Raw genomic sequence first — 21,913 nt, 5'->3', positions numbered from 1 at the left:
AAGACCCATGTGGGAGCGGGCTTGCTCGCGAAAGCGGTGTGTCAGCAGTATCAATGGCGACTGGTACACCGCATTCGCGAGCAAGCCCGCTCCCACAGGGGGAATCGGTTTCGTCAGGGGGATTTGTGTAAAGGCAGAAACCGCAGCAACGCCGCGACTATCGCTTCCGGCGCATCTTCTTGCACCAGGTGCCCGGCGTTTGGAATGGCGTGGAAACGCGAGCCGGGAATCATCCGGTGCAGCGCCTGCCCGCGCTCGATGGGAATCCACTGATCATCCTCGCCCCACAGGATCTGCACCGGGCAACGGATCGTCGGGTACAGCCCTTCGGCCTCGCGGGTATAACGCTCGTCCATTTGCGCGATCTGCCGATAGAACGCCGCTTGCCCCGGCTCACCCAGCCATGGCTGCACATAAGGCGCCAGTTCATGCTCGGGAATCTCGCGCTTGATCGCGCCGCGAATATAGGTCGGCACAATGGCGCGCTGGATGTAGTCGGGTATTCCGCTGAACGCCGCTTCATGCAGGCGCACATGCTGCACGAACGGCGAGCCCCAAGGTGTCAGTGCCACCGGATCGATCAGGGTCAGGCTGCGGTAGTTTTTGCCATTCAACAGATGTGCGCGCAGGGCGGTAGCGCCACCGAAATCGTGGGCCACCACGTCGGGTTGTTCCAGGCCCCAATGGTCCAGAAGCTGGGCCAGCAAGTCGTTCTGCACGCCGAGGGATACATCGCCGTCGATTTTCTCTGATTGCCCATAGCCCAGCAGATCAAAGTAATGCACCCGATGCGTGGCAATGAAATGCGGCGCGATGCGGTGCCACACGTAAGAAGAAAACGGCGTGCCATGCACAAACACCAACGGCGGGCCGTCGCCGCGCACGGCGTAGCGAACGGAGTGGCCGTTGAAGCGATAGGTTTGAGGCAGAGGCCAGTCAGTCATGGGGGTGTCCTCTTGGCGGGGGGAGCCAAAAAGCATAGGCATAAAAAACAGGCTGTTGAAGGCTGTTTTTTGTTTCACTGACGAAACACCTATCCCCTTGTGGGAGCGAGCTTGCTCGCGAAAGCGGTGTATCAGTCGCCATAGATGTTGGCTGACCTGGTCCCTTCGCGAGCAAGCCCGCTCCCACAGGGGATTTGGGCCCGACGCTGATTTTGCGTCCATTGAAAATCTACTGTGGGAGCGAGCCTGCTCGCGAAGGCTTTGGCACATCCGGCATCAATGTGGCGGTCAGAACGCTTTCGCGAGCAGGCTCGCTCCCACAGGTGTTGAGTTTGCTTCAGCCCAATACTTTATTCATGTGCACCCGCCGCAAGCCGTTCTCTTCGACCCGATGGGTTTCGACATACCCGCGGCGGGTGTACAGCGCGATGTTTTCGCTCATGGCTTCGTTGGTGTAGAGGCGAATCGTCGGGTAACCCGCTTCCCGCGCGTGGCGTTCGGCGAATTCCAGCAGTTGCCGGCCAAGGCCTTGGCCCGTGACCGTAGGGCTGACCGCGATGTTGTCCAGCAGCAAATACTCTTCGGTGTCGATCAGCACCACAAAACCGCTGAGTGCCTGTTGGTCGGCGAGCACATGCACGCGCCTGGCCAGCACCTGGCTGGCGTAGTCATCCAGCATTGGCGCGGGTTTACGGCCGATGCGCTCGATGTAAGGCGAGTAAGCCGCCTCGACGATGGCCTCGATCTGCGCGATATCCTCAAGCGTAGCGGGGCGAATGAGCAGTGACATGAGACGGGTTCCTTCGGGCCAAGGATGGGGCCCGACTGTACTCGGCGTGGAGGCGAAACGACAGGCATAAAAAAACCACCGTCGCCGGTGGTTCTTTTGAATCAGCTGTTTTATTCGCCGCGATAAATGCAGCCGCTGGTGCAGGTTTCGTGGATACGAATCGCGCTGAGTTCCGGCAGCAGTGGCTTCAACTCGGTCCAGATCCACTTGGCCAGCACTTCACTGGTCGGATTTTCCAGGCCAGGAATGTCGTTCAAATAGTTATGGTCCAGACGCTCATACAACGGCTTGAAGATCGCCTTGATTTCCGAGAAGTCGCGGATCCAGCCGGTATGCGGATCAAGGTCGCCGCTCAAGTGGATCGCCACTTTGAACGAGTGACCGTGCAGGCGACCGCACTTGTGGCCGTCCGGTACGTGGGGCAGGCGGTGGGCGGATTCGAACGTAAACTCTTTGAAGATTTCCACAGTGATTTTCAGCTCTGTCAGGTGGCGATCGCCGCGGCGATGTGGGCAGGCGGCGAGTTTACCAGAGCGCCGGGCAAAACACTGACTAAAGGGTCAGCAAGCGCTCGCCGAGGCGACCACTGGCGGCCAGTTCGAGGAACTCGTCGCCCATCCGGCGGCTTTCCTCCATTGCCGCGCGCCAGTATTTCTGCCGGCTCGGCGCATCGCCCATGAAGCGCTTGAAGTCGTTACGGTCCGGCAGTTTGCCGTAGGGCAGGCGCGCCAGATAATCCTTCGACGGCGCCAGCAGCAGGACATCCTGCAAGCGCGCCGGACAGGCGCGGCGCCACGGCAGGGTCTTGTCGAACCAGCCGGGAATGATCCGGTCGGTGAAGTGTGGATAGAGCACGATGTCGTTGCCGCTGTAGGGCAAGTCGAGGTGATAGTCCAGCAAACCGCCGTCGCGAAAGGTCCCGGCGCCGGCACCGGGCAAGTCCCGCACGCCTTCCATGACCATCGGGATCGAGCCCGACGCCAGCAGCGCCTGACGCAAATTACCGGCATTCAGGGCGACGAAGCGTGACGGGAAATCGTTCAGCGCATTGACCGGTGGCGCCAGGCGCGGGTCGTGGATGATCAACCGCTCGAAATGCCGCGACAGCCGCGCGCGGCCCCGCAGGTTGTCGGCGATCACCGACGACAGGCCCAGTCCCAGGCGACCGCGATGGTCATGGGCGAGCAGACCGTGACTCTTGACCACCATGATGTTGAGTCGGTAATGCGCATTGTCGAGGATCGTGGCGTCGCGTCCGTCCAGCAGCTCATCGAGCATGCGCCGGGAGCTCTGGCTGATCTGCGCCATGGTCACGCCTTTGTCGAAATTCTGCTCGGTGTACAGATGACCGAGTCGCCGAATGCCTTCGGCGGCGTCCGGCAAACAGGCGCTGGCAAACCGCCAGGAACCCACCGACGCGCCAATCAACGAACGCTCTCGCGGAGCCGTCGGCAGCCACTCGCCGAACAGCGCCAGGTCCAGACCTTGAATCCCCAACGCCTTGGGCCCACCAGCCGCGCCCGGCAGCGTGCCGACGTCGGCGGCGCTCAGCCCATTTTCACGGATGCGCGCAAAGGCCCGAGGGCCAGCCTTGAGGGTCAGGGAAGGGAACTTGATGTGGATAGCGGTCATACCGGTCTCGATGTCTGGCAAGCGGGGGATTATAGACAGGCACAATCCCCCTGTGGGAGCGGGCTTGCTCGCGAAGGCGGTATGTCAGTCGATACAGATGGTGCCTGACACACCCGATCAATGTAGGAGCTGCCGAAGGCTGCGATCTTTCGATCTTCGACGGATTCATGGACATCAACAATCAAGATCAAAAGATCGCAGCCTTCGGCAGCTCCTACAGGGTTTTATGCCAGTCGCTGTTGTCATGACCAATGATGGCAATTCAGTTTCAGTTAAGTTCGCCCCGCTATGGTGCACCCCGTACGCAGCACATAAAAATACGGAGACACCCATGAAAACCCTGACTGCCCTGTTCACCGCGTCCCTCATCGCCATGACCGCCAGCCTCGCCCACGCCCGAGACCTGGGCCCCGACGAAGCCCTGAGGTTGCGCGACGCTGGTACCATTGTGTCTTTCGAGAAGCTCAACGCCATTGCCCTGGCCAAACACCCTGGCGCCAAGGTCACCGAAACCGAGCTGGAAGAAGAGTACGGCAAGTACATCTACCAGGTTGAACTGCGTGACCCCCAGGGCATTGAGTGGGACCTGGAATTGGACGCTGTCAGCGGGCAGGTTCTCAAGGATCATCAGGATACGTAATGAAGGTGTTTTCCGTTTCACGCATGACGCTGGGGCTTCTGGCATTTTGCTCGGTGGTCATGGCCCGCGACCTGGATCAGGACGAAGCCCTGCGCTTGCGTCAGCAGGGCGTGATCCTGCCGCTCGAACAACTGTTGCAACAGGCGCTGGATCGCTATCCCGGGTCCAAGTTGCTGGAAGCCGAGCTCGAAGAAAAACACGACGTCTACATTTATGAAGTCGAGCTGCTGACCACCGAAGGCGTGGTCCGCGAGCTGGACATCGAGGCCGCCACTGGCCGTTTATTGAAAGACAAGGAAGATTGACCGATGCGATTGCTGCTGGTGGAAGACCACGTGCCCCTGGCCGACGAATTGATGGCCGGCCTCAACCGCCAAGGCTACGCCGTGGACTGGCTGGCCGACGGGCGCGACGCGGTGTACCAGGGCAGCAGCGAGCCTTATGACCTGATCATCCTCGACCTCGGCCTGCCAGGTTTGCCGGGGCTTGAGGTGCTGACCCAATGGCGCGCCGGAGGGTTGTCGACGCCGGTGTTGATCCTCACCGCGCGGGATTCCTGGGCGGAGCGGATCGAAGGCCTCAAGGCTGGCGCCGACGATTACCTGAGCAAACCCTTTCACCCCGAAGAACTGCACCTGCGAGTCCAGGCATTGTTGCGACGCTCACACGGCCAAGCCAACCAGCCGACGCTCAAGGCCGCCGGGCTGCACCTGGATGAAGGTCGCCAATGCGTGACCCGCGACGGCGCCGACATCCAGCTCACCGCCGCCGAATTCCGCCTGCTGCGTTATTTCATGCTGCACCCCGAACAGATCCTCTCCAAAAGCCACCTCGCCGAACACCTCTACGACGGTGAAACCGAGCGCGATTCGAATGTGCTGGAAGTCCACGTCAACCACCTGCGGCGCAAGCTCGGGCGCAGCGTGATCGAAACCCGTCGCGGCCAGGGTTACCTGTTCGGCGGGCAAGCCCAGTGAGGTCGATCCAGCGCCGCTTGAGCCTGGGCCTGATCAGCGTGATGGTGATCGTCGGCCTGGTGCTGGCGCAAACCAGTTTGTGGCTATTCGAAATGGGTTTGCAGCGCTACCTCGAAGCCGGGTTGCGCAACGACAGTGAAAACCTGCTGGCGGCATTGGTACGCGGGCCCCAAGGCTTGCAACTGGATGAGCGACACCTGGCGCCGGCCTATCAACGGCCATTTTCCGGGCATTACTTTCGCATCGATTTTGCTGACAGCCATTGGCGCTCACGTTCGTTGTGGGATCAGGAACTGCCACGGCTGGATCACGCCGGGTTGCACAGCAATCTGCAACTGGGCCCGGAAGGCCAGCAACTGCTGATCCTGCGCTCGGATTACCGACGTCTGGGTCAGTCGATTTCCATCAGCGTGGCGCAGGATTACACGCCGGTGCGTGAGAGCTTTTTACGTATGCAGCAGGTCGGGCTCGGGCTCGGGTTGGCGGGGCTACTGCTGATTCTTCTGCTGCAACGGATCACTGTGCGCCGTGCCTTGCGTCCACTGGAAAAGGCTCGCGAGCAAATCGCCCAACTGCAGCAGGGCCAGCGCTCGCAACTGGATGATCAGGTGCCGGTGGAGCTGGAGCCGCTGGTGGCGCAGATCAACCATTTGCTGGCCCACACTGAAGACAGCCTCAAGCGTTCGCGCAATGCCCTGGGCAACCTCGGGCATGCTTTGAAAACTCCGCTGGCTGTGTTGCTCAGTCTGGCTTCCAGCGAAAAACTCGATGCTCACCCGGAGTTGCGCAAGGTCATCCAGCAGCAGTTGGAACAGGTGCAGCAACGGTTGAATCGCGAACTCAATCGCGCCCGGTTGTCCGGCGATGCCTTGCCCGGCGTGTTGTTCGATTGTGATGCGGAGCTGCCGGGGTTACTCGCGACGTTGAACATGATTCATGGCGAACACCTTGAGCTGAGCTATCGCGCACCCGCCGGTTTGCTGCTGCCCTGGGACCGCGAGGACTTGCTGGAACTGCTCGGCAACTTGCTGGATAACGCCTGCAAATGGTCGGACGCCGAGGTTCGCTTGAGCGTGGTCGAAATGGCCGACAAATTTGAACTGAGCGTGGAAGACGACGGCCCGGGCATTCCCGAAGACCAGCGCGCCCAGGTGTTCAGTCGCGGCACGCGGCTGGATGAACAGACCGACGGGCATGGCCTGGGCCTGGGCATCGTGCGCGATATCGTCGACACCTGGGGCGGCACGTTGCTGTTGCAGGAAAGCGAGTGGGGTGGGCTGAAAGTCGTGATCGAACTGCCCAAGCGCTGACCCCCATACACCTCACACCTGTAGGAGCCAGGCTTGCCGGCGAAGGCACCCTCAAGAACGCCTTCGCCGGCAAGCCTGGCTCCTACAAAAGCTTTCTGCTTATGTGTGATGAATCTCCCGATCCTTGGTTTCCGGCATAAAGAATATCCCCAGCACCGCCGTCATCACCGCAATCACAATCGGGTACCACAACCCGTAATAGATATCCCCTGTAGCCGCGACCATGGCAAACGCCACCGTCGGCAGGAACCCGCCGAACCAGCCATTACCGATGTGATAGGGCAGGGACATCGAGGTGTAGCGGATGCGCGCCGGGAACAGTTCCACCAGCCATGCCGCAATCGGGCCGTAAACCATGGTCACGTAGATCACCAGGATCGTCAGCAAAAGCAGGACCATCGGGTAATTGGTCTTCGCCGGGTCGGCCTTCTCAGGGTAACCGGCCTCCTTGAGCGCGGTGCTGAGGCTGGCGGTGAAGGCGTCATTTTTAGCCTTGAAGTCAGCGGCGGGCATGCCAGTGCCTTCGAAGCTCGGGATCACCCTGTCGCCGATGCGCACCTGCGCGACAGTGCCGGGCTCGGCGCTGTCGTTCTTATAAGGAATCGCCCGCTTCGCCAACAGGGTCTTGGCGAGGTCGCAGGAACTGGTGAATTTGGCCTTGCCCACCGGGTCGAACTGGAACGAACACTGGTCCGGATCGGCAATCACCGTGACCGGGTTTTTCTCCTGAGCGACGAACACGTCGGGGTTACCGTACTGGGTCAGCGCATGGAAGATCGGGAAGTAGGTCGCCGCCGCGAGGATGCAGCCAGCCATGATGATGCCCTTGCGGCCGATGCGGTCGGACAGGCTGCCGAAGATCACGAAGAACGGCGTGCCGATCAGCAACGAACCGGCAATCAACAGGTTGGCGGTTTGCGGGTCGATCTTCAGGGTTTGCAGCAGGAAGAACAGCGCATAGAACTGCCCGGTGTACCAGACCACGGCTTGGCCAGCGGTGCCGCCGAGCAGGGCCATGATCACGATTTTCAGGTTTTCCCAACGGGCGAAGGATTCGGTCAGCGGGGCTTTGGAGGCTTTGCCTTCCTCCTTCATTTTCAAGAACACCGGCGACTCGCTGAGTTGCAGGCGGATGTACACCGAGACAATCAGCAGCAGGATCGACAGCAGGAACGGAATCCGCCAGCCCCAGGCCTCGAAGGCTTCGGTGCCGAGCGCGGTGCGGCAGGCGAGGATCACCAGCAGCGAGAGGAACAGGCCGAGGGTCGCGGTGGTTTGAATCCACGAGGTGAAGTAGCCGCGTTTGCCCTTCGGCGCATGTTCCGCGACGTACGTGGCCGCGCCGCCGTACTCACCGCCCAACGCCAGGCCTTGCAGCAGGCGCAGGGTGATCAGGATGATCGGCGCCGCCACGCCGATGGTCGCGTAGCCGGGCAGGAAACCCACGATGGCCGTGGAGATACCCATGATCACAATGGTGATGAGGAACGTGTGCTTGCGCCCGATCATGTCGCCCAACCGGCCGAACACAATCGCACCGAACGGACGCACGGCGAAGCCTGCGGCGAAGGCGAGCAGGGCGAAGATGAAGGCGGTTGTCTCGTTGACGCCAGCGAAGAAGTGCTTGGCGATGATCGCGGCGAGGGAGCCGTAGAGGTAAAAGTCGTACCACTCGAAAACAGTGCCCAGGGACGAAGCGAAAATGACCTTGCGCTCCTCCTTGGTGATGCTGTGGTGGGGCGCGCTGCCCGTGGTTGTGCTGTCGATTACGGCCATGGGGCTTCTCCGTCTTGCTCTTGTTGTAGGCCGGAGCACCTCATTACTCTTATTGTCGCACCCAGGCCCTGGGGCTGATGTCATGGGATTGCGCGAAGCATGGATCTGACAGCCTCGCGTTGCGGCGAAGCTTCCTAAAGCATAATCACGTTCGCGCAAATATCCACTCGCTGCCTCTGAAACCCCAGAACCCGTGGAGATCCTGTGGGAGCGGGCTTGCTCGCGAAGAGGCCATGCCAGTCGAAATCAATGGTGGCTGACACACCGCTTTCGCGAGCAAGCCCGCTCCCACAGGGGATTGAGGGTGTTTGGGGGGGCTTGAATCAGACCCGGAATTGATCCATCAAGCTCTGCTGCTGGTTGGCCAGGCTGTTCAGCGACTGACTGACCCGCGCCGATTCATTCGCCTGCCCCGACAGCGATTCGGTGACATCGCGAATGGTCGCCACGTTGTTGTTGATCTCTTCGGCCACCGCGCTCTGTTCTTCCGCCGCGCTGGCGATTTGCAGGTTCATGTCGCTGATAACGGTTACAGCATCGCCGATCTGGCGCAACGCGGTCACCGCTTGGCCGACTTGCTCGACGCTGCCCTGGGCCTGGCGATGGCTGTTGTTCATCGAGCTGACCACGTCCTGGGTGCCGCTCTGCAATTGCTCGATCACCTGGCGGGTTTCCTCGACAGACTCCTGGGTGCGCCGCGCCAGGTTGCGCACTTCATCGGCCACCACGGCAAAACCGCGTCCGGCTTCACCGGCACGCGCCGCTTCGATCGCCGCGTTAAGCGCCAACAGGTTGGTCTGCTCGGCGATCGCACGAATCACTTCCAGCACCGAACCGATCTTCTCGCTGTTCGCCGCCAGGCCTTCGACTTGCACCATCGCCGCGCTCATGTCAGCGGCGAGGTTATCGATGCTGGCGGTGGTGCGGTCGATCACGGTCAAACCCTGGCGGGTCGCCTGATCTGCATCGCGTGCCGCGTGAGCCGCTTGGGCCGCGCTGCGGGCGACGTCCTGGGCGGTGGCGCTCATCTCGTGGGAGGCGGTGGCCACCTGATCGACCTGACGGTATTGCTGTTCCATGCCGGCGCTGGTCTGGGTGGCGATGGCGGAGGATTGGTCCGCCGTACTGCGCGCGTCCTGCACCGAGCGTTTCACTTCGGCGATGATCGGTTGCAGCTTATCGAGGAAGCGGTTGAACCAGCCGGCCAATTGGCCCAGCTCATCTTTCTTGTCATAGGCCAGGCGCCGGGTCAGGTCACCTTCGCCGCTGGCGATGTCTTCGAGCATTTGGGCCACGCCGAGAATCGGTTTGGTCACGCTGCGGGCCATCAGCCATACGAGCAACAGGCCGATCAACGCGGCGAGCACGCCCAGACCGAGCTCGACCAGCGAGCCGGCGCGGTTGCTGTCGTCGAGTTGTTTTTTCAGCGCTTCGGCCGGGCCGACGAGGACTTTTTCCGGCACGTCGAGCAACACGCCCCAAGGCTTGCCGCCCGGAATCGGCTGGAACGGCGACAGCACTTTCAACTGCTGATTGCTGTGCAGGCTGGCGGTTTTGCTGCTGGCGGCGAGCATCCGAATCAGCTCGGCGCCGTTGGTTTTGTCCACGGCATCCAGGCGCTGGCTGAGTTTGCTGGCGTCAGGGCTGTAACCGGCGAGCAGGCCGACCGGGCTGAGAATGCTGACGCTGGTCTGGCCGTCATAGAGCTTTTTGCTCGCGCCCTGGCTGATCGCTTGCAGGCTGTTGAGGTTGATGTCTACCGACAGCGAGGCGATGACTTTGCCGTTGACCATCAGCGGGAACACGATGCTGGTCATCAGCACGTTCTGGCCGTCGATCACATAGAAGTAGGGTTCGATCACACACGGCTTGAGCGTGCTGCGCGGGCAGGTGAACCAGGCGTTGGCCGCCTCGCCGCTGGGGCCGGTGCGGGTGTCGGCCATGTCGCTTTCCGGCAGGGCCATCGACGTCACTTTGCCCGGCGTCGGTTGCGACCAGTACAGGGCAAAACGGCCCTTGTCGTTGCTGCCGAGCTCAGCCTGGCCGGCGAACAGTTCATCCTTGCCGTCCAGCGCATTGGCTTCGAACACCAGGGACAGGCCGAGCAGTTCCGGGTTGGCTTGCAGCGCCGATTTGACCTGGCGGGTCAGGTCTTCGCGCAGGTCGAAGGCATCGAGAAAACGCTTCTCGGCCTGATCGCGCAGGAACAGCACCTGGCGCGAGAAACCGTGGCCGTATTGATAGGCGTCCATGAACTGCTGACGAATGTTCAGCGCCTGGTTTTCACCCTGGGACTCGATCCGCGCCTGGGCGGATTCGGTGAGCATCTCCATGCTCGACGCTTTCACCAGCGCGGAACTGTGCTCCATGCGATACAGCGAAAGACCCACCAACAGGGTCACGATACCCGCCAGGCAGAGCCCGGCCAGCAGGGTGATTTTCCATTGGATGGAGAGTTGTCTGAGCGACATGGAGACGTCCTTATTCGATATTTATCTGAGACTTTGCACTGTAACGGCTGCGAAACTGCTTTCTTTATGTCCTGTAGCAAATATCCGATTCACCCCTGTAGGAGCTGCCGAAGGCTGCGATCTTTTGATCTTCTGCGCCATCACAGCCACAAACATCAAAAGATCGAACCGCCCCTGTAGGAGCTGCCGAAGGCTGCGATCTTTTGATCTTCTGCGCCATCACAGCCACAAAAATCAAAAGATCGCAGCCTTCGGCAGCTCCTGCGCAAGCGGCGTTGGCTTTGACAAGGGGGCGACCGTGCGGCACAGTGCGCGCCCTCTAATAAAACCCATTCCTTGTTCCGCTGGCGGCTCTTCGCAGACTGCCGGCCGGGCTCATTTCGCTTGCCTAGAGGTAACGATGATTAATGCTGTAATTGCCGCGGTCGGCGTCATGCTGGTGCTCAGCCTGTCCCGCGTGCACGTAGTGATCGCGCTGATTGTCGGCGCCCTGGTCGGTGGTTTGACCGGTGGCCTGGGCATCGACGCAACCCTCAAGGCTTTCAACAGCGGCCTCGGTGGCGGGGCGACGGTGGCGTTGTCCTACGCCTTGCTCGGCGCCTTCGCGGTGGCGATTGCCAAGTCCGGCCTGGCCCATGCGCTGGCGGACAAAGCCCTGGCCATGGTCGACCGCCAGCACGCCAACGGAGGCGGCTCGGTCAAGTGGCTGCTGATCGGCCTGCTGTGGGTGGTGGCGATCGCTTCGCAAAACATTCTGCCGATACATATCGCCTTTATTCCGCTGCTGGTGCCGCCGCTTTTATATGTGCTGACCAAGTTGCAACTGGATCGGCGCTTGATCGCCTGCGTCATGACCTTCGGCCTGATCACGCCGTACATGTTCCTGCCGGTGGGCTTCGGCAACATTTTCCTGAATGAAATCCTGCTGGCCAACGTGGCCCGCAGCGGCGTGGACATCAGCGGCATCAACGTCACCCATGCCATGGGTATTCCGGCACTGGGCATGGTGGTTGGCCTGGCGGCGGCGTTTATCAGCTACCGCAAGAAACGCATCTATGACCTGGAAAAGATCGAGAAAGTCGAGCAGGTCGCAGTGGCGTACAACCCGTTGAGCCTGATGGTAGCCGGTGTGGCCATCGCGGCGGCGTTCATCATTCAGTTGCTGCTGGATTCGATGATCATCGGTGCGCTGTCCGGGTTCCTGATTTTCTCGGCATCGGGCATCGTGAAATGGCGCGACACCGACGACCTGTTCACCGAAGGCATGAAGATGATGGCGATGATCGGTTTCATCATGATCGCCGCCTCCGGGTTCGCCGAAGTGATGAAAGCCACCGGTGACGTGCAGACGCTGGTACAAGCGTCTGCTTCGTGGATCGGCCACAGCAAAGGCATCGGCGCGTTGTTGATGTTGCTGGTCGGCCTGCTGGTGACCATGGGTATCGGTTCGTCATTTTCCACCGTGCCGATCCTGGCGGCGATCTTCGTGCCGCTGTGCGTGCAGTTGGGCTTCAGCCCTATCGCGATCGTGTGCATCGTCGGCACGGCCGGCGCGCTGGGTGACGCGGGCTCGCCCGCCTCGGACTCGACCCTGGGCCCGACCTCCGGCCTGAACATCGATGGCCAGCACCACCACATCTGGGACACCGTGGTCCCGACCTTCCTGCACTACAACCTGCCGCTGCTGGCGTTTGGCTGGGTGGCCGCGATGGTTCTCTGAACAACAGAGATCCAATGTGGGAGCGGGCTTGCTCGCGAAGACGGAGTGTCAGTCGACTTCATCATTGACTGACACGACGTCTTCGCGAGCAAGCCCGCTCCCACATTGATCTGTGTTTGCTTCACTCAACTTTTGATCTGGCCTGCCGTTAAAGCCTTTAACCACGCCAATAAAATCAAAAGAGTGAACCGTCATGCGCATGAGCCTGAAGGCTAAAGTCCTGTCCCTTGCCGTTCTCCCGGTGTTGCTCTTCGCGCTAGTCATCAGCCTGACCACGCTGTTCATTCTCAAGGAACAGGCGCGCAAGGAGGTCGAGGAAACCCGTCAGAGCCTGCTCAAGGATGCCAAGGCTACCCTGCAAAGCTACGTGGCCGTGGCCATGACCGCGATCAAACCGCTTTACGACGCCGCCGCCCCCGGCGATGACGCGGCGCGGGCCCAAGTGGTCAAGTTGCTGTCGAGCATCAGCTACGGCAAGGACGGCTACTTCTTCGGCTACGACTCCAACACCGTGCGCCTGTTCAAGTCCAACAGCCCGGACGGCGTAGGCCAGAGCTTCAAGGACAACCGTGACCCGAACGGCGTCTACGTCAACCGCGACTTGGTGAAAGTCGCGAAGGACGGCACTCACTACCTGGAATACAGCTCGCCGCTGCCCGGCAACACCCAGGTGCTGGTGCCCAAACTCGGCTACACCGAATACCTGCCGAAGTGGGACATGGCGGTCGGCACCTCGGTCAACCTCGACGGCATCGAAGCCCAGGTCGCGCTGGTGCAGGCCAAGGTCACCGAACGGATGGAAGGCGTGGTGCTGAGCATCGTCGGGATTGCCGTGGTGGTGTTGCTGGTGATTGCGGCGGCGGGGATGTTGCTGGCCAATACCATTTTGCGTCCGCTGAACCTGATGAAAGCCAACCTCGATGACATCGCGGCGGGCGAGGGCGACCTGACCCGGCGCCTGACCATCACCAGCGAAGATGAACTCGGTCAACTGGCCGGCTCGTTCAACCGTTTCGTCGACAAGATCCACGGCCTCGTTCGTCAGATTACCGAAATGACCTCGCAACTGACCGGGCTGGTGAACCAGGTGTCCGATCAGGCCCAGCGCTCCGATCAGGCGATGGAGCGTCAGCGTCATGAGACGGATCAGGTCGCCACGGCGATCAACGAGATGTCCGCCGCCGCCCAGGAAGTCGCCAAGAGCGCGCAGAACGCCGCCGTCGCCGCCCAGCAAACTGACGCCGAAGGCCAGGCCGCCAAGCGTGTGGTGGCCGGCAGCATCGTGAAGATTCATGCGCTGGTGGATGACATCCGCACCAGCGGCGTGTCCCTCGACAGCCTGCAAAAAGACGTTTCATCGATTGTCAGCGTGCTCGGGGTGATCCGTTCGATTGCCGAGCAGACCAACCTGTTGGCGCTCAACGCCGCCATCGAGGCTGCCCGCGCCGGTGAGGCCGGTCGTGGTTTTGCGGTGGTGGCGGACGAAGTACGCGCGCTGGCCAGCCGCACGCAAATCAGCACCCAGGAAATCCAGGGCATGATCGACCGCTTGCAGGCCGGCACTCAGTCGGCGGTGGAAGCCATGCGCCGCTCCAGCGAGGCCGGCGACGGCACCTCGGCCCAGGCCAACGAAGCGGGGGCTTCGCTGGACACCATGGCGCAGCTGATCGGCACCATCAACTCGATGAACGCGCAAATCGCCAGCGCTGCGGAAGAACAGACAGCGGTGGCGGAAGAGATCAACCGCAGCGTGCATCAGATTGCGGTGGCGGTGGACAGCGTGGCGGATGAGACTCAGCTCGGTGCGCAGACTTCGCGCAGCCTGGCGGACCTAGGCCAGCGCCTCGGCAAACTGGTCGGCCAGTTCCGGATCTAGAACGCGACGCGCTCCCTGTAGCAGCTGGCGCAGCCTGCGTTCGGCTGCGCAGCAGTCGTTAACCCTAGCCTCGCGGTTTACCTGACACACCGCGCGGCCTGATTTCGCGACTGCTTCGCAGCCGAACGCAGGCTGCGCCAGCTGCTACAAGGCAACTATGGTCTGTCCCAATAGGGCACGGTTCCGAAACACTCCACATAAAAATCAATCACCGTCCGCACCTTCACCGACAGCCTTCGACTGCCCGGCCACAACACCGCAATCTGCTGCGGCTCCAGGCTGTTGGACACTTGATATTCCCCCAGCACCGGCACCAGCGTGCCTTCGCGCACCGCTTCGCCAATCAGCCACGAAGGAAACATCACCAACCCCAGCCCCTGTTCGGCGGCCTGGGTCAGGGTGTCGGCGTGGTTGCCGGTGATCGGTCCCTTCACCGAATAGGGCGTCCAGTCTTCCTGCCCCTGACGAAAAAACCAGCGTTGCTGACCCGTCACGCCTTTGTACGCCAGGCATTGGTGAGCGGCGAGGTCTTCGGGATGTTGCGGGACACCGTGGCGTTGCAGATAGGCAGGACTGGCCGCGACTTGAAAGCGATGCGGCGCGAGGATCCGCGCCTGCATGCTCGAATCGTGCAGCGGGCCGATGCGGAACAACAGGTCGGCGCCTTCCTGCAACGGGTCGACGTAGCTGTCGGTCTGCTGGATATCCAGTTGCAGCTTCGGATAGCGCTCGCACAACTGCCCCAGCCACGGCGTCAGATGCCGTTGGCCAAACACCACCGGCGCATTGATGCGTACCAGTCCGCTGGGTTCGCTTTGCTGTTCTTGCAGGGCCTGTTCGGCCTCTTCCAGTTGCACCAGCACCAATCGCGCGTGATGCCCGAGCATGCGTCCGGCTTCCGTCGGGGTGACCGCGCGGGTGTGGCGGTAGAGCAATTGCTGGTTGAGGGCCTGCTCCATCAACTGGATCTGCCGGGAAATCGAAGAGGGCGCCAGGCCTTCGCGGCGGGCGACTTCGGAAAAACTGCCGTGGTCGAGCACCGCGACGAATAGCCGAAGCGCCTTGAATCCGAGCTCGTTGAGGCCATGCATGCTGAGTCCTGCTGTGCGAAATGCGCAAAAGTGTTGTCCGGATGCTCCCATTTATCGCAAAGGATCGCCAGCCGATAATGCGCGCCTTACTCACACAGCAAGAACACCACAATCCATTGTGGGAGCGGGCTTGCTCGCGAAGGGGTCGTGTCAGTCGCTATCAATGGCGACTGATACTCCGCCTTCGCGAGCAAGCCCGCTCCCACAGGATTTGTGCCTTAACTGATGAATTGGCAGGTTTTCCTTATGCAATCTTCTTCAATCGACAACGCTGGCGTTATCACAACGCCAACCACCAAACCCGGGCTGCGGCTATTGCTGCTACCCCTGGTCATCCTCGCCGGCATGGGTTTGTCCGTGGAGGCCGGTTTGCTCGGGCCGCTCGGGGTTCAGGTCGGGCATTTGTGGGCGACCCTGAGCATCTTCGGCGTCGGTTCGGCGATTCTTTTTCTGTTGCTGCTGTTCAGCGGCAAGCAACAGGGGCCGGCCCTCAGCGAATTGCCGCGTTGGCAGTTGATCGGCGGGTTTCTCGGGCCGATCTACGTGGTGGTGTTGACCATGGCCACGCCGCACATCGGTGTCGCCATGACCATGATCGCGATCCTCTCCGGGCAGGTCGGCAAGAGTGTATTGATCGACCATTTCGGCTGGTTCGGCGCCACCCGCAAAAAGGTCAACGGTGAACGTTGGCTGGCGTTGCTGCTGATTGTTGCGGCACTTGTTCTGATCGCTCGGGGTTGATGATGAATCTGATTATTTTGTTGGCCGTGGTGGTCGCGGCAGGTGCGGTGTTGAGTATTCAGGCGGCGATCAACGGACGTCTAGGGGAAACCGTCGGCGTGTTGCGCAGCAGTTTGCTGACCTTTGTGGTCGGCGCGGTGGTCACCGGATTGTTGATCCTGTTTTTTGAACCGGCCCACGCCGTGAGCCTGTTGGACGTGCCGAAATGGCAGCTCAGCGGGGCGCTGTTTGGCGTGGTGTACATGATGGTCATGGTCGGCGCGGTGCCACGGGTCGGCACGGCGGTGGCGACCGTGGCGGTGATCGTCGGGCAACTGGGCATGGGCATGTTGATCGACAACTTTGGCTGGCTCGGCAACCCGGCGATTGAACTGTCCGGTAGCCGGATCGTGGCGATGGTGTGTCTGGCGCTGGCGTTGGTGTTCATGTATCGCAGCAATTCGCGGCAGGCGTAACGCGGTCCCGTGTAGGCGCTGCCAAAGGCTGCGATCTTTTGATCTTGAAAACCTACGTCAAAAGATTGCAGCCTCGTTTCACTCGACAGCTCCTACAAGGGGACGCTTTCCAATGTTGGCTTCTACACTGGTGATACGGTGCGCATCCGTCGCACCGGACGACCATAACAGTGGAGTCCGCCTCATGATCGACAGTGAAAGTATCTGCGACTGCCCCAAATGCTCCTGCAAACTGGGCCAACATCCGATTGCGCGCCACGGCAAGCATTACTGCTGCGAAGCCTGCGCCAAGCATCATGAACACGGTGAAGAGTGCTCCAGCAAGGGCTGCAAATGCGCCCACGGCTGACCGCTCATCAAAAAAAAGTGGAGCCACAGGGCTCCACTTTTTGTTTCTGACGCTCCTTGTCTTCCTTGTTCCGTTCAGCTCGCCGGTCGCCACGTGACGTTCTCGACGCCGAATTTTTCCGCCAGCGGTTTGCTGGTCTTTTGCACCTTCTCACGGCCAAAGCGCGGGATGCGGCCCACGCCGGCATCGCAACTTGCCCAATGCCAGGCCTCCGCGTTGTCCATCTTGTCCAGGCGGATAATGAAAGACTTGGGGGCGCCATGAAGGGTGTATTCAATGACGAATAGTTTTGCGTTGTTCATAAAGCCCGTATTCCTCCCTGTGGTAATACAGGGATCCCGGGCGTTGGCAAAAATTCATTCGGATTGTCAGACGGTGGCCGTCACTGGCGGCAACCCGAGTGCCTCGTTACCATGATGCTTCCCCGAACCCCAACGATCCTTGTCTATGGCCCTTGCCGCACCGCCCGACCTGACTGACACCGATGTGCCCGTGCAGCCGCTGGCGCGCACTTATCCGCGTGGACTGTACATCGAGCCCCACGAACATGTCTGGGGCCAGTTGTTATACGCGATGAGCGGGGTGATGTGGGTCGAGACACCGCACGAGGCGCTGGTGGTGCCGCCGCAACGGGCGGTGTGGTTGCCGCCGGGTGTGCCCCATGGGATTCGTGTGGTGTCGGACTTGCAGATGCGCAATATCTACTTGCGACCGGCGCTGGCGGCGACCCTGGATGCCAAAGTGCAGGTGATCGAGGTCGGTGGACTGCTGCGTGAATTGATCGTCGGGCTGGTGGAGCAGGGCGACGACGGGGCGCCGGAGTATTACGAGGCGCTGGTTGGCCTGGCGTTGCTGGAACTGAAACGGGCCCGCCGCTCGATGCTGACCATCCCGTTGCCGGACGATTCGGATCGGCGCCTGCTGAACCTGTGCCAGGCCGTCATGGCCGCGCCGTCACTGGATATTTCCTTCGAACAACACGCCGAAAACGCCGGGGCCAGCGTGCGCACCCTGGCGCGGTTGTTCAAGGACGGGCTCGGCATGGGCTTCGCCGAATGGCGGCGACAGGTGCAACTGGCGACAGCGGCGGCGGAGTTGATCCAGGGCGTGCCGGTCAGCGCCATCGCCCGGGAGCTGGGGTATTCGCCGAGCAGCTTCAGCGACATGTTTCGTCGGGAGTTGGGCGTGGCGCCTTCGCAGTACACAACCGGTCGTTAGGCGCACGCTGTACCTGTGGGAGCGAGCCTGCTCGCGAAAGCGGTTTTACATTCAACACTTCTGTTGCCTGACAGGTCGCTTTCGCGAGCAGGCTCGCTCCCACAGGGGACTGCAGTGTTCCACGGTCCTTTGTCCGATATTCAGAAGCCCTTGGCCGATGGGTTTCGTTGCCTTTCTCTAGACTTCTCGCATACCCCCTGTGCCACGGAGTCTGTCATGAACTACCTCATCTCGCTGGGCATCGGCCTGGGCGTCGGTCTGCTTTACGGCGCTTTGGATTTTCGCTCCCCGGCGCCTCCGGCCATCGCGCTGGTGGGGCTGCTGGGCATGCTCGCCGGCGAGCAGTTGTGGCCCATGGGCCGGCAGTTGATCGCCGGTTGGCTCTCCTGAAAACCCTTCATCAATTCAAATGGAAACGCCCATGAAAGCTCTGCAATTCGACAAGACCGGCGACCTCTCTTCCCTGCGCTACGTCGAGGTCCCGACCCCGGTGGCCGGCGCTGATGAAGTGCTGGTGCAGATCAAGGCCGCGGGCCTGAACCCCAGCGATGTGAAGAACGTGCTGGGGCGTTTTCCCTACACCACGCTGCCACGGATTCCCGGTCGGGATTTCGCCGGGGTGGTGGTGGAAGGCCCGCCGGCGATGATCGGTCAGGAAGTCTGGGGCACCGGTCGTGAGCTGGGCTTTTTCGCCGACGGTTCCCACGCACAGTTCGTCAAGTTGCCGGCCAATGGCGTGGCACTCAAACCAACTCACCTGAGTTTCGCCCAGGCCGCCAGCCTCGGCGTGCCCTACACCACGGCGTGGGATGCGCTGGAACGCAGTCTGGTGACATCGGGTACGCGCTTGCTGGTGATTGGCGGCGGGGCGGTGGGCAGTGCGGCACTGGCGCTGGCGAAAATCCGTGGCGCCCAGGTACTCGCGGCGGCGCGGCGGGTGGAGCAGGTCAAAGAGTTGCAGGCGCAGGGTTTTCAGACCTTGCAACTGGACAAGCCCGAAGACCTCGGCGCGCAAGTGAATGCCGTGTACGCCGGTGGCGCTGACGTGATCTTCGACACCACCGGTTTCTGGCTACCGGCCTCGGTCCCGGCACTCGCGCCGTTCGGCCGCATCGCGATCATTGCCGCGCCGGTGGACGGCCTCGTGCAATTGCCGGCGCTGGCGTTGTATCGCAAGGGCGGTTCGGTGGTCGGGATCAACTCGCTGCTGTATGGCGTGCAGGCGTGTGCGGCGATGCTGGATCAGTTCGGCAAGTTCTTCGATCAGGATCTGTTGCCGTTGCCGGAAGGGCTGGTGGAATCGCCGTTGGCCGAAGGCGTGGCGCGGTATGCCGAGGTGAATCAGGGCAGTGGTGACAAGGTGATTTTGTTGCCATGACCGATTGATGGGGTGAATGGGCTGGCCCCTTCGCGGGCAAGCCTCGCTCCTACAGGATTTACGCAATCCTTGTAGGAGCGAGGCTTGCCCGCGAAGGCGTCCTCAACCGAGCTCAAGCCTCAGGCACACCTTTCTCCCAAGCCGACCAATTCTTCAGGATGTCCTGCACCAACGGATTCCCCGTGCGATAGAGGTTTTCCAGTGCCGGCACAAACCCGCCCTGGTCCGCGTATTTGAGCAGGTTATCCACCTCACTCTGCCCCGGCGCCGGCCGGTCGAAGTCGGAACCGGCGCGCACCACCGCCAGGCGCTGCACATCCACCAAACCTTCACGACTCGCGCGCAACAGCGCTTCGTAGGTGGAGTTGTCTTCCTGCTGGGTCGTGCAGTACTCGCCTTTGTTATCGGTCAGCAACTTGGTCCAGACTTCCGCCCGTTCGCTCAAACGCGTGCCGGAAAACCAGGTATTGCCCGCCAGCGTGTCGCACTTCGTCACCACCGGCGGTTGATTGGCCGGGGCTGACGGGTACTTCACGCGCCAGGCTGCCGATTCCTTGCTCTCGCTCAGCTCGACTTTGTGCGACAGGGCAAACGCCTTGGCGAGCAGTTTCGGATTGAGTTCGAAGACTTCGGTCTTGTAATCCAGCGGCGGTTTTTCGTTCGGGCCCTTGGTGTTGATGCCGATGTAACCGGTCGGCCAGTCTTTCGGCACGTCCCGGGAATCGATCTCCCACTGCGTGCCGAATTCCACCAGGTAATGCGCCCAGGCAGCGGTGCCGATGGTCCCGTGTTTCGGGCTGATGCCGGCAATCCCGGCGATCAGGAAGTAACTTTTGCGCAGGTCGAATTTCGGCGACAGCGCCAAGGCCAGGGTCGATGCCGCTGCGTTGGTCTGGCCCATGCCGGTGACCATCAGGCACACCTGCTGCGTGTTGCAGCGAATGTTCGGGTACTCGGCGGAGAGTCCCGGTACGCGAATTTCCTGCTTGAGTTCCAGGCGCTCGATCCAGTTCTGCGCCTCGGGGGCGAACATGGTGATCAGCATCACTTTCGGCTGGATCGGTGCTTCGCTCGCCCACGCGGTGGAAGCGAGCAGGGTGCCGCAGGCCAGGCCAACGGACAGGGACAGGCGCGTCATTGCTTGCATAAAACCTCCTTAGAATTGATAACCGATGCCGGCGTAGTAACCCCAGCCATTGGAGCGGGCGCGGAAGTCGCCGTCGCCGAAATTCAGCTCGCTGCCATCCTCCCAGTTGCCGCCGTTGTGGAAGTAACGGCCGACCAGAGTGAAGCGCAGGTGCGTGAACGAATACAGCAAAACGTTGGTGGCCACGGTGGCGTTGGCGGTGCGCGCCGGGTTGTCCTTGTGCAGGTCCGAGCCGAAGTCGAAGTTGGTGAAGCCGATGTAGGTCAGCGACGCGCCATTGCTGAAGCTGCTGATCGGCACGATGTACTTCAACTGGGCGCGGTAGCCGTCCCAGGAATACTCGTTGCTGGCGCCGTAGTTTTCCCACTGGTAGCGACCGTAGAAGTTGGCCGACAGGTTGACCCGCGAGTGGGTGTCAATGTCGGTGCCCAGACCGCTGTACAGCGTGTTGGCGCGGTTGCGGGTGTTGCTGCCGTGGTCGTAGATCCAGTCGAAAGCCACATACCATTCCTTGAACGGCCCGACGGCCAGGCTGCGGCCGGCCAGGTAGTCGATGGAGATGCGCGGTTCGTGCTCCATGAACAGCGGCGAACCGTGGTCCCACGCGCCTTTGTCATGGCTGTTGCCGATGTCGAAGATTTTCGGGATGTCGACGTAGCCGTACAACTCGAACGGTCCCTTGCGGCCGAAGTACTCGTATTCCAGGTACACATCGTCGGACGGTTGCGGGCCGAAGCTGATGTCCTTGCTACCGATGACCGTCAGATCCTGATTGAACCAGTCCGACAGGTATGCGCCTTTTTTCGGTGGGCTGGCTTCGGGGCTGAGGGTTTCGCCCTGGGCTGATTCTTCGGCGGGGGCGGGTTGCGCCAAAACGGTGCTGCTGAGTAGTCCTGTAACGCTGGCCAGTAGCAAAGAAACAGCAAAGGAGCGCGAGCAAGTCACGCGGCTGGACGTGCGGTGCATTAAAAGTCCCTTTTCGTGCGGATCGAAGGCCCGGTTTTTCGGGCTTGCGCGGTTATGTAGCGAAAAAGCCGTTATCGGCGACTCGCAAACGTTTGCACATCCCGTACCAATTGTTACAAATCCATGAAAAACCGAAGAAATCGGCGGTTTTATTGTCCTTTTGATCAGGTAATGAGGTTACCCAACGTCCACACAAATCTCCCCCTGTGGGAGCGAGCCTGCTCGCGAATTCTGAGTGCCAGCGCACATTGATGTTGAGCATGCAGGCCTCTTCGCGAGCAGGCTCGCTCCCACAGGGAAGGGGGCTTGCGCACGAAAGTATTAATGCTAATTGACCGGCGCCCGATCCCGGTCCATCGACTAACGTGCCGGAATGAAACGGTTTTTTTCAGCCGGTCGCAGTCTTGATTCGCGTGTCATTGGATTCATGGC

At 61.1% G+C, this 21,913-nt stretch carries 21 protein-coding genes and 4 pseudogenes; 13 read left to right on the top strand and 12 right to left on the bottom strand.

Annotated elements, in window-relative coordinates; translation table 11 throughout:
* Positions 1-113: 113 nt before the first annotated feature.
* The 4 genes from LOY68_RS21625 to LOY68_RS21610 form a co-directional block, all read right to left on the bottom strand.
* Complete coding sequence (locus tag LOY68_RS21625; protein WP_265039790.1) at positions 114-944, bottom strand: alpha/beta fold hydrolase; 831 nt, start codon at positions 942-944, stop codon at positions 114-116.
* A 337-nt stretch (positions 945-1,281) separates the two neighbouring features.
* Positions 1,282-1,734, bottom strand: coding sequence for a GNAT family N-acetyltransferase (locus LOY68_RS21620; RefSeq protein WP_265039789.1), 453 nt, complete (start codon positions 1,732-1,734; stop codon positions 1,282-1,284).
* A 110-nt stretch (positions 1,735-1,844) separates the two neighbouring features.
* Positions 1,845-2,201, bottom strand: coding sequence for a 6-carboxytetrahydropterin synthase QueD (gene queD / locus LOY68_RS21615; protein ID WP_017736453.1), 357 nt, complete (start codon positions 2,199-2,201; stop codon positions 1,845-1,847).
* 85 nt (positions 2,202-2,286) lie between these two features.
* The gene (locus LOY68_RS21610; protein ID WP_163913509.1) at positions 2,287-3,366 is read right to left on the bottom strand and encodes a patatin-like phospholipase family protein; all 1,080 of its coding nucleotides are present in this window, start codon (positions 3,364-3,366) and stop codon (positions 2,287-2,289) included.
* Between the two features lie 331 nt (positions 3,367-3,697).
* Between LOY68_RS21610 and LOY68_RS21605 the strand changes: the two genes are divergently transcribed.
* Genes LOY68_RS21605 through LOY68_RS21590 form a run of 4 tightly spaced genes read left to right on the top strand, consistent with a single transcriptional unit; the run spans position 3,698 to position 6,293 of the window.
* A complete protein-coding gene (locus LOY68_RS21605; protein ID WP_265039775.1) occupies positions 3,698-4,006 on the top strand; it encodes a PepSY domain-containing protein in 309 nt (102 codons plus the stop codon).
* Entirely contained in the window at positions 4,006-4,311 is a 306-nt protein-coding gene (locus tag LOY68_RS21600; protein WP_054617315.1) for a PepSY domain-containing protein, read from the top strand. Before LOY68_RS21605 ends, LOY68_RS21600 begins: the two co-directional genes overlap by 1 nt.
* A 3-nt stretch (positions 4,312-4,314) precedes the next feature.
* On the top strand, positions 4,315-4,983 hold the full coding sequence (locus LOY68_RS21595; protein WP_054051582.1) for a response regulator transcription factor: 669 nt from the start codon (positions 4,315-4,317) through the stop codon (positions 4,981-4,983).
* Positions 4,980-6,293 carry a sensor histidine kinase gene (locus LOY68_RS21590; protein ID WP_163913513.1) on the top strand — a complete coding sequence of 438 codons (1,314 nt, stop codon included), beginning with the start codon at positions 4,980-4,982 and terminating at the stop codon, positions 6,291-6,293. The genes LOY68_RS21595 and LOY68_RS21590 overlap by 4 nt, the downstream gene beginning before the upstream one ends.
* A 99-nt stretch (positions 6,294-6,392) precedes the next feature.
* Here LOY68_RS21590 and LOY68_RS21585 read toward each other — a convergent pair whose 3' ends face one another.
* From LOY68_RS21585 to LOY68_RS32345, 3 genes and pseudogenes are all read right to left on the bottom strand, one after another.
* On the bottom strand, positions 6,393-8,069 hold the full coding sequence (locus tag LOY68_RS21585; RefSeq protein WP_265039774.1) for an MFS transporter: 1,677 nt from the start codon (positions 8,067-8,069) through the stop codon (positions 6,393-6,395).
* A gap of 323 nt (positions 8,070-8,392) precedes the next feature.
* A pseudogene (locus LOY68_RS32350) lies at positions 8,393-8,986 on the bottom strand (methyl-accepting chemotaxis protein); the annotation flags it as partial.
* Positions 8,987-9,250: 264 nt separating this feature from the next.
* Positions 9,251-10,321 (bottom strand): annotated as a pseudogene (locus tag LOY68_RS32345) (HAMP domain-containing protein); the annotation flags it as partial.
* Positions 10,322-10,943: 622 nt separating this feature from the next.
* Here LOY68_RS32345 and LOY68_RS21575 point away from each other — a divergent pair.
* The 3 genes and pseudogenes from LOY68_RS21575 to LOY68_RS32335 form a co-directional block, all read left to right on the top strand.
* Entirely contained in the window at positions 10,944-12,260 is a 1,317-nt protein-coding gene (locus LOY68_RS21575) for a Na+/H+ antiporter family protein (RefSeq protein WP_161807692.1), read from the top strand.
* Between the two features lie 193 nt (positions 12,261-12,453).
* Positions 12,454-13,230, top strand: a pseudogene (locus LOY68_RS32340) (cache domain-containing protein); the annotation flags it as partial.
* A 393-nt stretch (positions 13,231-13,623) separates the two neighbouring features.
* Positions 13,624-14,136 (top strand): annotated as a pseudogene (locus LOY68_RS32335) (methyl-accepting chemotaxis protein); the annotation flags it as partial.
* A gap of 155 nt (positions 14,137-14,291) precedes the next feature.
* Here LOY68_RS32335 and LOY68_RS21565 read toward each other — a convergent pair.
* Entirely contained in the window at positions 14,292-15,227 is a 936-nt protein-coding gene (locus tag LOY68_RS21565; protein ID WP_265039771.1) for a LysR family transcriptional regulator, read from the bottom strand.
* Positions 15,228-15,473: 246 nt separating this feature from the next.
* Here LOY68_RS21565 and LOY68_RS21560 point away from each other — a divergent pair, with 246 nt between their 5' ends.
* The 3 genes from LOY68_RS21560 (at position 15,474) to LOY68_RS21550 (ending at position 16,772) form a co-directional block, all read left to right on the top strand.
* Positions 15,474-15,968, top strand: coding sequence for a DMT family transporter (locus LOY68_RS21560; RefSeq protein WP_054051596.1), 495 nt, complete (start codon positions 15,474-15,476; stop codon positions 15,966-15,968).
* Positions 15,969-15,970: 2 nt separating this feature from the next.
* Positions 15,971-16,423, top strand: a complete 453-nt coding sequence (locus LOY68_RS21555) for a DMT family transporter (RefSeq protein ID WP_054617388.1) — start codon at positions 15,971-15,973, stop codon at positions 16,421-16,423.
* Between the two features lie 184 nt (positions 16,424-16,607).
* Positions 16,608-16,772 (top strand): metallothionein, encoded by a 165-nt coding sequence (locus tag LOY68_RS21550; RefSeq protein ID WP_054051600.1) that lies wholly within the window; start codon positions 16,608-16,610, stop codon positions 16,770-16,772.
* 74 nt (positions 16,773-16,846) lie between these two features.
* Here the strand turns inward: LOY68_RS21550 and LOY68_RS21545 are convergent, their stop codons facing one another.
* Entirely contained in the window at positions 16,847-17,074 is a 228-nt protein-coding gene (locus LOY68_RS21545; protein WP_054051602.1) for a DUF6555 family protein, read from the bottom strand.
* Positions 17,075-17,219: 145 nt separating this feature from the next.
* Between LOY68_RS21545 and LOY68_RS21540 the strand changes: the two genes are divergently transcribed.
* The 3 genes from LOY68_RS21540 (at position 17,220) to LOY68_RS21530 (ending at position 19,368) form a co-directional block, all read left to right on the top strand.
* The gene (locus tag LOY68_RS21540) at positions 17,220-17,990 is read left to right on the top strand and encodes an AraC family transcriptional regulator (protein ID WP_265039769.1); all 771 of its coding nucleotides are present in this window, start codon (positions 17,220-17,222) and stop codon (positions 17,988-17,990) included.
* A gap of 216 nt (positions 17,991-18,206) precedes the next feature.
* The gene (locus LOY68_RS21535) at positions 18,207-18,380 is read left to right on the top strand and encodes a DUF1427 family protein (protein ID WP_082356724.1); all 174 of its coding nucleotides are present in this window, start codon (positions 18,207-18,209) and stop codon (positions 18,378-18,380) included.
* A gap of 31 nt (positions 18,381-18,411) precedes the next feature.
* Positions 18,412-19,368: a quinone oxidoreductase family protein gene (locus LOY68_RS21530; protein ID WP_265039766.1), complete on the top strand. Its 957-nt coding sequence runs from the start codon at positions 18,412-18,414 to the stop codon at positions 19,366-19,368.
* Between the two features lie 112 nt (positions 19,369-19,480).
* Here the strand turns inward: LOY68_RS21530 and LOY68_RS21525 are convergent, their stop codons facing one another.
* From LOY68_RS21525 to LOY68_RS21515, 3 genes are read right to left on the bottom strand one after another with little or no spacing between them, the layout of a single operon-like run.
* Positions 19,481-20,515 (bottom strand): purine-nucleoside phosphorylase, encoded by a 1,035-nt coding sequence (locus tag LOY68_RS21525; protein ID WP_265039765.1) that lies wholly within the window; start codon positions 20,513-20,515, stop codon positions 19,481-19,483.
* A 9-nt stretch (positions 20,516-20,524) separates the two neighbouring features.
* A complete protein-coding gene (locus LOY68_RS21520; RefSeq protein WP_054051610.1) occupies positions 20,525-21,481 on the bottom strand; it encodes a nucleoside-specific channel-forming protein Tsx in 957 nt (318 codons plus the stop codon).
* A gap of 52 nt (positions 21,482-21,533) precedes the next feature.
* Positions 21,534-21,743 (bottom strand): hypothetical protein, encoded by a 210-nt coding sequence (locus LOY68_RS21515; RefSeq protein WP_265039762.1) that lies wholly within the window; start codon positions 21,741-21,743, stop codon positions 21,534-21,536.
* Between the last annotated feature and the right edge of the window lie 170 nt (positions 21,744-21,913).

Origin of the sequence: Pseudomonas sp. B21-053, assembly GCF_026016365.1 — a bacterium.
GTDB lineage: Bacteria > Pseudomonadota > Gammaproteobacteria > Pseudomonadales > Pseudomonadaceae > Aquipseudomonas > Aquipseudomonas nunensis.
This window is presented reverse-complemented; position numbering and strand designations above follow the sequence as displayed.